The organism is Serratia sp. 506_PEND (assembly GCF_001076875.1).
GTDB classification, from domain to species: Bacteria; Pseudomonadota; Gammaproteobacteria; order Enterobacterales; family Enterobacteriaceae; genus Serratia; species Serratia marcescens.
The window spans coordinates 24032-36915 of sequence record NZ_JVEL01000522.1 but is presented as its reverse complement, the minus strand read 5'-3'; the positions used below and the strand labels follow the sequence as shown (position 1 = coordinate 36915).

Genomic DNA, 12884 nt, shown 5'->3' with positions numbered 1-12884 from the left:
CGAAGCCTATTTACAGGCGCAACAGGCGGCTCAGCCGACCGCTTCCACCACGCCGCCGCCCTCATGGCCGAGGATCGCCGGGAACACGCCTTCCGGATCTTTGCCGGACAGGGTGTAGGCGTCGGTGTGACAAACGCCGGTGGCGACGATCCGCACCAGCACTTCGCCTTTTTGCGGTGGCATCAGCTCGACTTCTTCGATCTTCAGCGGCTGGTTCGGACCCCAGGCAACGGCGGCGCGGGTTTTGATCATCTCCATCATAGTCTCCTCAGTGGTTTTCTTTTAAATCAGGCGATATCGCTAACGTCTGTTAAATTGTTGGGGGTGCTTTCATCAACAGCGGCGGTTTCCGTCTGTTCAATAATCAATTCTTTCAGCGCGCGCACGTTTGGCCCGAACGCGTCGCGGCGCCACAGCAGCCAGGTGGCGGTGTCGGCCACGTCCGGCGGCAGGGCGTGAACCCGGACCCGCTCATGGCCCGGCAGCAGGCTGAGCACCGAATGCGGGATCATCGCCAGCCCGGCGCCGCTGGCGACGCAGGCCAGCATGGCGTGATAGGACTGGATCTCCATAATCTGCCCCGGCCGCGCGCCTTCGCGCTTGAACCAGGCTTCCAGCCGCAGGCGGTAGGAGCAGCTGGCGCGAAAGGCGAACAGCGTTTCGCTGTTGGCGTCTTTGGCGCTGTGGATCGGCGCGTGATCGAGACAGGAGATCACCACCATATGTTCAGGATAGGCGATACAGCCGTTCAACTCGTCATAAGGCACCGGCCCGTCGACCAGGGCGGCCGCCAACGTGCCGGCGCGCACCCGATCGGCGATTTCGCCGGAGGTGCCGGTGGTCAGCGACAGTGAAACCTGCGAGAAGCGCTGGTGGTAAGCCGCCAACAGTGAGGGCAGGCGGGTGGCGGCGGTGCTTTCCATCGAACCGAGGGCGAAGTTGCCCGCCGGTTCGCCGGCGTGGGTGATGCTCATCGCCTCGTCGCTCAGCGCCAGGATGCGGTTGGCGTAGCATAGAAAGTTATGGCCCATCGGCGACAGGCGCAGGCGCTGTTTTTCGCGGATAAACAGATCGGCGCCCAGCTCCTGCTCGAGCTGGCGCAGCCGGGTGGTCAGATTCGACGGCACGCGGTGCAGCTGCTCGGCGGCGCGGGCGACCGAGCCGGTTTCCGCCACGCAGCAGAACATGCGAAGCTGGGTCAGATCCATAATGTTCTCGTTTCGTGATGAACTTGATTAGTATTATTCAGTTTTTGTGAGTTTAATACTGCGGCATGATACTGGCAACTTTCTTTTAACCTTTTGGATGCCGATATGGCTTTACGTATTGCCTTGAGCGGGTTTGCCGCGCTGATCGTTGCGATGGGCATTGGCCGCTTCGCTTTCACCCCGCAGGTGCCGCTGATGATCGCGGAACATCAGTTCAGCCTGACCGGCGCCGGGCTGGTGGCGGCGATCAACTATTTGGGCTACCTGTGCGGCGCCTACGACGCGATGCGCGCCACGCGCCACGTCGAGCGGCGCCTGTGGCTGGGCGTATGGGGCGCGATGGCGCTGACGTTGCTGTCGGCGCTGGCGCAGGATGAATGGACGCACGGCGCGCTGCGCTTCGTCATCGGCTGGGCCAGCGGCTGGGCGATGGTGCTGGTGGCGGCCTGGACCAACGAGCGGTTGGCGCACTACGGCCGGCCGGCGCTGAGCGCGGCGGTGTTCGCCGGGCCGGGCGCCGGCATCTTCCTCAGCGGCATGCTGGCGGTGGGCATCAACGCGCTGGGGCTGACGGCGGCGCAGGCCTGGCTGGTGTATGGCGGGCTGGCGCTGGTGCTGGTCGGGGGGATTAGCGCCTTTCTGCCGCGCAGCGGCGAGCTGCATCGCCCGGACGTGGCCCCGGAGCCGCTGCTGCTGACGCCGGCGCTCAAACGCCTGGTGTGGAGCTACAGTCTGGCCGGCTTCGGCTACATCCTGCCGGCGACCTTTTTGTCGCAGATGGCGGCGGCGCGCTTTCCCGCCAGCCTGTTCGCGCAGTTCGTCTGGCCGGTGTTCGGCGGTGCGGCGGTGCTGGGGATTGTCATCGGCATTCTGACCCGCCATCGGCTGACCACCCAGACCCGGTTGGCGATCACGCTGTGGATACAGGCGGTGGGCGTGCTGAGCGCCGAAGTGGTGCCGGGCGTGGCCGGCCTGGCGCTCGGGGCGCTGCTGACCGGCGGCGGTTTCCTCTGCGTGGTGCAACTTGCTCTTCAGCACGGGCGTGAGCTGGCGCCGCGTCATGCGCGTTACATGGCCGGACTGTTGACCACCGGTTATGCGATCGGCCAACTGGTCGGGCCGATGTTGTCGGCGCTGTCGACCGCCATGACCCATCGACTGGAGCCGGCGCTGTATGTGGCGGTGGCGGCGTTGTTGGCGGCCGGGGGGCTGGTGGTGAATACCCCGGCGCGGCGGTTGGCGCAAAAAACGGCGACTCGGTGATTAAAATCCATACAAAAAGCATGGAAACCCGCAGCCGGCCCGATTGTGCTAAATGCGAATATTTCACCTGCGGATGAAGCACTATCGCTGGATAATCGCCGCGCTCTCATCTACAGTGGGGGCAAAATCTTGACCGGGTTCACGTTATCCACCACGAAAACTCTGCCGTCACGAGAGCAAGCAATTCGCCGGCCGCACGCCCTACCAGGCCGCCGGCGGGTTCCGTCCGCAGGAGAACAAATACATGACATCATTAAGTAAAGAAGCCGCGCTGGTGCATGCGGCACTGGAAGAGCGTGGTCTGGAGACGCCGCTGCGCGGGGAAGTGCTGGATCGCGAAACGCGCAAGCGTCGCATCAAAGAGCACATGACCGAAATCATGCAGCTGCTGAATCTCGATCTGTCCGATGACAGCCTGGCGGAAACGCCGCATCGCATCGCCAAAATGTATGTCGACGAGATCTTCTCCGGGCTGGACTACGCCAACTTCCCGAAAATCACCGTCATCGAAAACAAGATGAAGGTGGATGAGATGGTGACGGTGCGTGATATCACACTGACCAGCACCTGTGAACACCACTTCGTGACCATCGACGGCAAGGCTACCGTGGCCTATATCCCGAAAGACTCGGTGATCGGCCTGTCGAAGATCAACCGCATCGTGCAGTTCTTCTCCCAGCGTCCGCAGGTGCAAGAGCGCCTGACCCAGCAGATCCTGGTCGCGCTGCAGACTCTGCTCGGCACCAATAACGTGGCGGTATCGATCGATGCGGTCCATTATTGTGTCAAGGCGCGCGGCATTCGTGACGCGACCAGCGCCACCACCACCACCTCGCTGGGGGGGCTGTTCAAGTCCAGCCAGAATACCCGCCAGGAGTTCCTGCGTGCGGTGCGTCATCACCAGGGGTGATGGCGTTGCGGGGCGACCCGCAAGACGACAACAGGCGCCTGCGGGCGCCTTTTTCATGAGCGGAAGACAGCGATAAAAAATGAACAGTCATCCTCTGCCGCGCATCGCCACGCTGGACTGCGTGCGCGGCATCGCCATCCTCGGCATTTTATTGCTGAACATCAGCGCTTTCGGCTTGCCGAAGGCCGCCTACCTCAACCCGGCCTATTTGGGGATGCCGTCATCGCGCGACGCCTGGACCTGGGCGCTGCTCGATCTCTTCGCCCAGGCCAAGTTCCTGGCGATGTTCGCGCTGCTGTTCGGCGCCGGGCTGCAAATGCTGCTGCGGCGCGGCAAAAGCTGGATCCGCGCGCGCTTGTCGTGGCTGGTGCTGTTCGGCCTCGCACACGCGATCTTCCTGTGGGACGGCGACATTCTGCTGGCCTACGGGCTGATCGGCCTGGTGTGCTGGCGCATGATCCGCGAAGCCAAAGAAACCGTCCAACTGCTGAAAACCGGCGTGGTGCTGTACTTGATTGGCGTGGCGGTGCTGCTGCTGCTCGGCTTCGTCTCGCACGGTGAGCCGGGCAGCTTCTGGCAGCCGGGCGTGGCGGAGTTGCAGTACGAGAAGTTCTGGAAGCTGCAGGGCGGTTTCGAAGCCTGGCGTAGTCGCGCCGATTTGCTCTCCTCCAGCCTGCTGGCCATCGGCGCGCAGTATGGCTGGGAGCTGGCGGGGCTGATGCTGTTCGGCGCCGGGCTGATGCGCAGCGGCTGGCTGCGCGGCAGCTACTCATCCGGCTATTACCTGCGGCAGGCGGCGTGGCTGCTGCCGCTTTCGGTGCTGATCCAACTGCCGGCGGTGGCGCTGCAATGGCAGGTGCAATGGGACTATCGCTGGAGCGGCTTCCTGCTGCAGGTCCCGCGCGAGCTGGGCGCACCGCTGCAGGCGATGGGCTATCTGGCGCTGTGTTACGGTTTTTGGCCCGCACTGTCGCGCCTGCGCATCGCCCGCTGGCTGACCCTGGTGGGGCGTATGGCGTTGAGCAACTACCTGCTGCAAACGCTGATCTGCACCACGCTGTTTTATCGTTTCGGCCTCTATGAGCAGTTTGACCGGCTGCAGCTGTTGGCGTTCGTGCCGCTGGTCTGGCTGACCAACCTGGCGTTTTCCGCACTGTGGCTGCGTTACTTCGAGCAGGGGCCGATGGAATGGCTGTGGCGCAAGCTGACGCAGCTGGCCGCCGGCGCAGCGGAACCCAGGACGCTGAAGTGAGCGCCCGTCGGCAGGTTAAAAAAATGTATGTAAACGTTTTCTTTCCTGTGACGTAATTCACGCAGAGCAGCGGGCCAATCGGGGTAGGATAGCGCCACCGGCCACAACCCCGATTTCAGGATCCCGCATGCCTCCAGTTCATCCGATCACCATTCGCGACGTGGCGAAACGCGCCGGGGTCTCCGTGGCGACCGTCTCCCGCGTGCTGAACCACAGCGCGCTGACCAGCAAAGAGACGCGCGAGCAGGTGCTGCAGGCGGTGGCGGATCTGGGCTATCGCCCCAACGCCAACGCGCAGGCGTTGGCGACCCAAAGCAGCGATACCCTGGGCGTGGTGGTGATGGACGTCTCCGATCCGTTCTTCGGCGCGCTGGTGAAAGCGGTAGACACGGTGGCGCAGAAACACCACAAGTATCTGCTGATCGGCAACAGCTATCATCAGGCGGACAAAGAGCGCCACGCGATCGAAGTGCTGATCCGCCAACGCTGTAACGCCCTGATTGTTCACGCCAAAGCCCTGAGCGACGCCGAGCTGATCGGTTTTCTGGAGCAGGTGCCGGGCATGGTGCTGATCAACCGGATTATCCCCGGCTATGAGCCGCGCTGCGTCGGGCTGGATAACGTCTGCGGCGCAGAAATGGCGATGCGTCTTTTGCTGTCGCAGGGCCATCGGCGCATCGGCTATCTGGGCTCCAATCACCCGATCGAAGACGGGCCGCTGCGCCAGCAGGGCTATGCGCAGGCGATGGCCGCCGCCGGGCTGGCCACGCCCGACAACTGGCGTGCCTATGGTTCGCCGGATCTGCAGGGCGGCGAGGCGGCGATGGTGGAGCTGCTGGGGCGCAACTTACAGCTGAGCGCAGTGTTCGCCTACAACGACGCCATGGCCGCCGGCGCTATGGCGGTGTTGAAAGAAAACGGTATCACGGTGCCGCAGCATTTCTCGCTGATCGGCTTCGACGACATCCCCATCGCGCGTTACACCAGCCCCAAACTCACCACGGTGCGCTACCCGATCGTCTCGATGGCCACGCTGGCCACCGAGCTGGCATTGCAGGGCGCAGCAGGCCTGGCGGAGCCGCAGGCCGGTCATCTGTTCATGCCGACGCTGGTGCGGCGCCATTCTGTCGCCCCCTGGCAAAGTGAGGCGACGGTCACTCTCTGACGATTTAATCTTGTGTAACCGTTTTCAATCTGTGAGAAAATTCACAGAATATTAACATCGCGCCGTCTATGCTCTAGGCGTTTTCCGGCGCAAAGGCCCTTGCCGCTGCAACCTTTATCTCGCGCTGACACAGCATTTCTCGGAAATAACAAGATCCACGGACGACAGGTGTTGAGTGGAAATCGCCAGGCCTGGGGTGTGCGCACTGCCGGTGACCATTGGCTCAAAGACGAGTAATACCCTACACAGAACCGGAGACTGACAATGAATAAGAAGGTTTTCACCCTGGCCGCCATGGCCGCAGCCATGATGTTTGGCGCCGCAGCCCATGCTGACACCCGTATTGGCGTCACGATTTACAAATACGACGACAACTTCATGTCGGTGGTGCGCAAGGCGATCGAGAAAGACGCCAAGGCTTCACCGGACGTTACCCTGTTGATGAATGACTCGCAGAACGACCAGTCCAAGCAGAACGATCAGATCGACGTGCTGCTGGCCAAAGGCGTGAAAGCGCTGGCGATCAACCTGGTCGACCCGGCCGCGGCGCCGGTGGTTATCGATAAGGCGCGCGCAAACGATATCCCGGTGGTGTTCTACAACAAAGAACCTTCCCGCAAGGCGTTGGACAGCTATGACAAGGCATATTACGTCGGCACCGACTCCAAAGAGTCCGGCGTGATCCAGGGCGAACTGATCGCCAAACACTGGCAAGCCAACCCGGCTTGGGATCTGAACAAAGACGGCCAGATCCAGTTCGTGTTGCTGAAAGGCGAGCCGGGCCACCCGGATGCCGAAGCGCGCACCACCTACGTGGTGAAAACGCTGAACGAAAAAGGCATCAAGACCCAGCAGCTGCAGATGGATACCGCGATGTGGGATACCGCGCAGGCGAAAGACAAGATGGATGCCTGGCTCTCCGGCCCGAACGCCAACAAGATCGAAGTGGTGATCGCCAACAACGACGCCATGGCGATGGGCGCGGTGGAAGCGCTGAAAGCGCACAACAAGACCAGTATTCCGGTGTTCGGCGTCGATGCGCTGCCTGAAGCGCTGGCGCTGGTGAAATCCGGCGCGATGGCGGGCACGGTGCTGAACGACGCCGACAACCAGGCGAAGGCCACCTTCGAGCTGGCGAAAAACCTGGCGGCGGGCAAGCCGGCCACCGAAGGCACCCAATATAAAATCGAAAATAAAGTCGTGCGTATTCCTTACGTCGGCGTAGATAAAGACAACCTGTCTCAGTTTGTTAAATAAGAATTGAGATCCCGCTAAGACCCCGCCTGCGGCGCCAACACCAGGGATACCGCCGGCGGGGATGTTTACGACTGCAAGATCGTTAAGCCAGGTGTATTTATGGCCGATAGCTCACGCGAATTTTTGCTGGAAATGACGGATATCTGTAAGTCATTTCCCGGCGTCAAAGCCTTGGACAATGTCAATTTACGCGTCCGTCCGCACTCGATTCACGCCCTGATGGGGGAGAACGGCGCGGGGAAATCGACGTTGTTGAAATGCCTGTTCGGCATTTACAAAAAAGACAGCGGCAGCATTGTATTTCAGGGCCGGGAAATCGATTTCAAGAGCTCGAAGGAAGCGCTGGAACACGGCGTTTCGATGGTGCATCAGGAGCTGAACCTGGTGCTGCAACGCACCGTGATGGACAACATGTGGCTGGGGCGCTATCCGACCAAAGGCCTGTTCGTCGATCAGGACAAGATGTTCAAAGACACCCAGGCGATCTTCGACGAGCTGGATATCGACATCAACCCGCGCGAAAAGGTGGGCAACCTGTCGGTGTCGCAGATGCAGATGATCGAGATCGCCAAGGCGTTTTCCTACGACGCCAAGATCGTCATCATGGATGAACCGACCTCTTCGCTGACGGAGAAAGAGGTCAATCACCTGTTCACCATCATCCGCAAGCTGAAAGAACGCGGCTGCGGCATCGTCTATATCTCGCACAAGATGGAGGAGATCTTCCAGCTGTGTGACGAGATAACGGTGCTGCGCGACGGCCAGTGGATTGCCACCCAGCCGCTGGAAGGGCTGGATATGGACAAGATCATCGCCATGATGGTCGGCCGCTCGCTGAGCCAGCGCTTCCCCGACAGGCAAAACACGCCGGGTGATGTGATCCTCGAGGTGAAAAACCTGACGTCGCTGCGCCAGCCTTCGATCCGCGATGTGTCCTTCGATCTGCATCAAGGGGAGATCCTCGGCATCGCCGGGCTGGTGGGCGCCAAACGCACCGATATCGTCGAGACCCTGTTCGGCATTCGCGAAAAGGTGGCGGGCACCATCAAGCTGCACGGGAAAGCGATCGATAACCACAGCGCCAACGAAGCGATTAACCACGGTTTTGCGCTGGTGACCGAAGAGCGCCGATCCACCGGGATTTACGCTTACCTCGATGTGGGCTTCAACTCGCTGATCTCCAACATTCGCAATTATAAAAACAAGCTCGGCCTGCTGGATAACGCGCGGATGAAGAGCGACACCCAGTGGGTGATCGACGCCATGCGGGTGAAAACGCCGGGGCATCACACCCATATCGGCTCGCTGTCCGGCGGCAACCAGCAGAAGGTGATCATCGGCCGCTGGCTGCTGACGCAGCCGGAGATCCTGATGCTGGATGAACCGACGCGCGGCATCGACGTGGGCGCCAAGTTCGAGATTTATCAACTGATGACCGAACTGGCGAAGAAGGGCAAGGGGATCATTATCGTCTCGTCCGAAATGCCGGAGCTTTTGGGGATCACCGACCGTATTTTGGTGATGAGCAATGGTCAGGTTGCGGGCATCGTTAACACCAAACAGACCTCGCAAAATGAAATCTTACGTCTCGCCTCCCTGCACCTTTAAGGATCGGAATTATGAACGCGCTAAATAAAAAAACCTTATTTACCTATTTCAAGGAAGGCGGCATTTACGTGGTGTTGCTGGTGCTGTTGGCCATCATCATCATTCAGGATCCTACCTTCCTCAGCCTGATGAACCTGAGCAACATCCTGACGCAGTCTTCGGTGCGCATCATCATCGCGCTGGGCGTGGCGGGGCTGATCGTGACTCAGGGCACCGACCTGTCCGCTGGGCGGCAGGTGGGGCTGGCGGCGGTGGTGGCGGCCACGCTGCTGCAATCGATGGATAACGTCAACAAGGTGTTCCCGCACATGGAAACCTGGTCGATTCCCCTGGTCATCCTGCTGGTGTGCGCGGTCGGCGCGGTGATCGGCCTGGTTAACGGCCTGATTATCGCCTATCTCAACGTGACGCCGTTCATCACCACCTTGGGCACCATGATCATCGTCTACGGCATCAACTCGCTGTATTACGATTCGGTCGGCGCGTCGCCGGTCGCGGGCTTTGATCCGAAGTTTTCCACCTTTGCCCAGGGCTTCTTGCGCTTCGGCGACTTTAAGCTGTCCTACATCACCTTTTACGCGCTGATCGCCATCATATTCGTCTGGATCCTGTGGACCAAGACCCGCTTCGGCAAGAACATCTTCGCCATCGGCGGCAACCCGGAAGCGGCCAAGGTGTCCGGGGTCAACGTGCCGTTGAACCTGATCATGATCTATGCGCTGTCCGGCGTGTTCTACGCCTTCGGCGGCTTGCTGGAAGCGGGACGCATCGGCAGCGCCACCAATAACCTCGGCTTTATGTATGAGCTGGACGCCATCGCCGCCTGCGTGGTGGGGGGCGTCTCCTTCGCCGGCGGGGTGGGTACGGTGTGGGGCGTGGTGACCGGGGTGATCATCTTTACCGTCATCAACTACGGCCTGACATATATCGGCATCAACCCGTACTGGCAGTACATCATCAAGGGCAGCATCATCATCTTCGCCGTGGCGCTGGACTCGTTGAAATACGCCAAGAAGAAGTAGGTTTACCGCAGTACAGACAACAAGGCCGGCCTATTGCCGGCCTTGTTACGTTGGGGCGCTGTACGGTGCCAGGCAAAATAATAAGGCATTATTTGGCAATGGCTGGCGAGGTATCTCGGGATATCGCCTGATCTTAGGCTGGATTGGTTACAGCGTGACACAGTTTTCGGGCTACCAACGCGGTATGAAGTCAGTAAACTTGTTTCACCTACCGTTTCCGGGGAGCAAACTATGCCTGTATTTACCATTACGCTGAAAAGTCGTAATACGCTTGATAAGAAAAGAATTTCATCAGCTATTCACGCGGCGGTAGTAAAAACCGGCTATCCTGCGAACGATCAATTCCAGCGCTTTATCCGTCTTGAGGAAGACGATTTATATGTGGATCCCACTTATCCTGACCTGGATTCCCCCCGCAGCGCCAACTTCGTGTTGATTGAAGCCATGCTTTCCTCTGGTTCCCCTGACGCCCGCAAACAATTGCTCTTGCAATCACTGGTACAGGAACTCGCCCTGATTGGACTGGACAGTAATGATCTGATGGTCCTCTTCATTGAATTGGACCGTTTGAATAGTTCATTCGGCGGTGGCAGAAGGGCATCCCCGCTTTCAATGCCGCAATAAGCTGTCAGCGTACGTAGAGAGCGCTTTACGCAAATCATCCGGTATTCGTTAACACTTTGTTTGCTCTCGGATAATACGCCCTTTTAGCGTATTGCCGAGGCGGGTGTCAAACCCTCTGCCGGATGATTAAGGCTGTTTGGTTCTCTGCTTCTCTTCTTTCAGCTTGTGCTCCAGCTCAACCAACTGTTCCGGTGACACGGCGGGATAGCCCTGGGCGTCTTCCGGCACGGTGTGCATGGCGGAGATTGGGATCAGCGGGCCGAGGAAGCGCGGTTCGCGCTTGAGGATGTACAGATCGGTCAGCGCGCCCAGGCGAGCGAAGATCTCGCGGGCGCGCACCGTCATCATGTCTTTCGGCGACGGCACCGCGTAACACTGCGCCTGAATGCCCATGTGCAGGGCGATGAATAGCGCGCGCTCGCAGTGGAAGCGCTGGGTGATGATGATGAAATCGTTGGTGTCGAACACCTTGCGGGTGCGCACGATGGAGTCCAGGGTGCGGAAACCGGCGTAGTCCAGCACGATATCGCTCGGCGCCACGCCGGCGGCGATCAGATCGCGCCGCATGGTCATCGGTTCGTTATAGCTTTGCTGGGCGTTGTCGCCGCTCAGCAGCAGGTATTTCACCTTGCCGCTGTTATAGGCGTTGATCGCCCCCTGAATGCGGTAACGGTAGTACTGGTTGATCACTCCGGTGCGGTAATACTTGGCGGTGCCGAGCACCACGCCGACCTGGCGGTGCGGCAATTCCTGCAGTTCGTCGTAGACGTAAGGCGCGGTTTTCCAACTGATCCAGCGATCGAGCGCAATAGCCGAACCCATCAACACCGCAATGATGATGAACAGGCTGATGATCAGGCGTTTCCACATGTTGTTGCCTTACGCGCGCCGGGCTGAAAAAGATGGATCAAGGCTACTTTACCTGACCGACCGACGCAAGACGCGAACCGCCTGAAGCACGCGCGCCGCCGCATTTTTCGGCGGTTTTGCCGCACAAAAAAGCCCGGCGGAGCCGGGCTGGGTCATTTCAGCTCACCATTCAGAACGAGGTGCGCTTGTAGCTGCGGTACTGCGGCCGCCAGAAGTTGTGCTCGATGGCTTTCGACAGCGCATCTTCGGAGGTGACGATCGCCACGCCCTGCAGCTGGGCGGCTTTACCCACTTCCATGGCGATGCACTTCGACACGCCCTGAATATCGTCGATATTCGGCAGCAGCGCGCCGTGGCCGTCGGTGGCCAGCGGCGAACAGTCCGCCAGCGCGCGGCTGGCGGCCATCAGCATGGCATCGGTGACGCGAGTGGCGCCGGAGGCCAGCACGCCCAGACCGATCCCCGGGAAGATGTAGGAGTTATTGCACTGGGCGATCGGGTACAGCTGCTCTTTATAGCTTACCGGCGCGAACGGGCTGCCGGTCGCCACCAGTGCGGCGCCGTCGGTCCAGTTGATGATGTCTTCCGGACGGGCTTCCACGCGCGAGGTCGGGTTGGACAGCGGCATCACGATAGGGCGTTCGCAGTGCTTGTGCATCTCGCGGATCAGCTCTTCGGTAAACAGCCCCGGCTGGCCGGACACGCCGATCAGAATGGTCGGCTTGGCGTTGCGCACCACGTCCAGCAGCGAGATGGCGTCGCTGGCGGTTTCCCAACCGGCCAGATTGTCGCTCTTCTGCACCAGCTTGCTCTGAAAGTCGAGCAGGTTCGGCAGTTTGTCGGTCAGCAGGCCGAAACGGTCAACCATGAACACGCGGGCGCGCGCTTCGTCTTCGCTCAACCCTTCGGACTTCATCTGCGCGATGATCTGCTCGGCGATGCCGCAGCCGGCGGAACCGGCGCCGAGGAAGGTGACGGTCTGATCGCGCAGCTGGCTGCCGGCGGCGCGGCTGGCGGCGATCAGGCTGCCGAGGGTGACCGCGGCGGTGCCCTGAATGTCGTCGTTGAAGCAGCAAATCTCGTCGCGGTAGCGGTTCAACAACGGGGTGGCGTTGTTCTGCGCGAAGTCTTCGAACTGCAGCAGGACGTTCGGCCAGCGGCGTTTGACCGCCTGAATAAACTCTTCGACGAAGGCGTGATATTCCTCGCCGGAGATGCGTGGATGGCGCCAGCCCATGTACAGCGGATCGTTGAGGCGCTGCGGGTTGTTGGTGCCGACGTCCAGCACCACCGGCAGGGTATAGGCCGGGCTGATGCCGCCGCAGGCGGTATACAGCGACAGCTTGCCGATTGGAATGCCCATGCCGCCGATGCCCTGATCGCCCAGGCCGAGAATACGCTCGCCGTCGGTGACCACGATCACCTTAACGTTCTGCTTGGTGGCGTTTTGCAGCATGTCATCGATGCGATCGCGGTTCGGGTAGGAGATGAACAACCCGCGCGCACGGCGATAGATATCGGAGAAGTGTTCGCAGGCCTCGCCGACGGTCGGGGTGTAGATGATCGGCATCATCTCGCTCAGGTGCGAGTCCAGCAGACGGTAGAACAGGGTTTCGTTGGTGTCCTGGATGTTGCGCAGGTAGATGTGCTTATCGTTATCGTTCTTGAAATCCTGATACTGACGGTAGGCGCGTTCCACCTGTTC

11 protein-coding genes and 1 pseudogene are annotated in these 12884 nt (G+C 60.3%); 8 read left to right on the top strand and 4 right to left on the bottom strand.

The genetic code is table 11. The features are described from left to right. Positions 1 to 33 precede the first annotated feature (33 nt). A pseudogene (locus ADK28_RS22085) lies at positions 34 to 258 on the bottom strand (alcohol dehydrogenase catalytic domain-containing protein); the annotation flags it as partial. Positions 259 to 287: 29 nt separating this feature from the next. Next, positions 288 to 1208, bottom strand: a complete 921-nt coding sequence (ptrR, locus tag ADK28_RS22080; RefSeq protein ID WP_048796661.1) for a putrescine utilization regulator PtrR — start codon at positions 1206 to 1208, stop codon at positions 288 to 290. A gap of 105 nt (positions 1209 to 1313) precedes the next feature. Here ptrR and ADK28_RS22075 point away from each other — a divergent pair, with 105 nt between their 5' ends. From ADK28_RS22075 to ADK28_RS22040, 8 genes are all read left to right on the top strand, one after another. Continuing rightward, entirely contained in the window at positions 1314 to 2471 is a 1158-nt protein-coding gene (locus tag ADK28_RS22075; RefSeq protein WP_033640883.1) for a YbfB/YjiJ family MFS transporter, read from the top strand. Positions 2472 to 2715: 244 nt separating this feature from the next. After that, positions 2716 to 3381 carry a GTP cyclohydrolase I FolE gene (folE, locus tag ADK28_RS22070; RefSeq protein WP_004938969.1) on the top strand — a complete coding sequence of 222 codons (666 nt, stop codon included), beginning with the start codon at positions 2716 to 2718 and terminating at the stop codon, positions 3379 to 3381. A 79-nt stretch (positions 3382 to 3460) separates the two neighbouring features. Continuing rightward, a complete protein-coding gene (gene yeiB / locus ADK28_RS22065) occupies positions 3461 to 4633 on the top strand; it encodes a DUF418 domain-containing protein YeiB (protein WP_016928451.1) in 1173 nt (390 codons plus the stop codon). A 127-nt stretch (positions 4634 to 4760) separates the two neighbouring features. After that, positions 4761 to 5798, top strand: a complete 1038-nt coding sequence (gene galS / locus ADK28_RS22060; RefSeq protein WP_016928450.1) for an HTH-type transcriptional regulator GalS — start codon at positions 4761 to 4763, stop codon at positions 5796 to 5798. 264 nt (positions 5799 to 6062) lie between these two features. Continuing rightward, on the top strand, positions 6063 to 7055 hold the full coding sequence (gene mglB, locus ADK28_RS22055) for a galactose/glucose ABC transporter substrate-binding protein MglB (RefSeq protein ID WP_004938962.1): 993 nt from the start codon (positions 6063 to 6065) through the stop codon (positions 7053 to 7055). 99 nt (positions 7056 to 7154) lie between these two features. Further along, positions 7155 to 8663: a galactose/methyl galactoside ABC transporter ATP-binding protein MglA gene (gene mglA, locus ADK28_RS22050; RefSeq protein WP_048796660.1), complete on the top strand. Its 1509-nt coding sequence runs from the start codon at positions 7155 to 7157 to the stop codon at positions 8661 to 8663. 11 nt (positions 8664 to 8674) lie between these two features. Continuing rightward, positions 8675 to 9685, top strand: a complete 1011-nt coding sequence (gene mglC, locus ADK28_RS22045) for a galactose/methyl galactoside ABC transporter permease MglC (RefSeq protein ID WP_004938953.1) — start codon at positions 8675 to 8677, stop codon at positions 9683 to 9685. 231 nt (positions 9686 to 9916) lie between these two features. Beyond that, positions 9917 to 10309: a tautomerase family protein gene (locus ADK28_RS22040; RefSeq protein WP_033640882.1), complete on the top strand. Its 393-nt coding sequence runs from the start codon at positions 9917 to 9919 to the stop codon at positions 10307 to 10309. A 126-nt stretch (positions 10310 to 10435) separates the two neighbouring features. Here ADK28_RS22040 and sanA read toward each other — a convergent pair whose 3' ends face one another. Both sanA and ADK28_RS22030 read right to left on the bottom strand, forming a co-directional pair. After that, a complete protein-coding gene (gene sanA / locus ADK28_RS22035) occupies positions 10436 to 11179 on the bottom strand; it encodes an outer membrane permeability protein SanA (protein ID WP_033640881.1) in 744 nt (247 codons plus the stop codon). Positions 11180 to 11348: 169 nt separating this feature from the next. After that, positions 11349 to 12884, bottom strand: a 1536-nt coding sequence (locus tag ADK28_RS22030) for an NAD-dependent malic enzyme (protein WP_048796664.1), incomplete at its 5' end; no start/stop codon positions are given.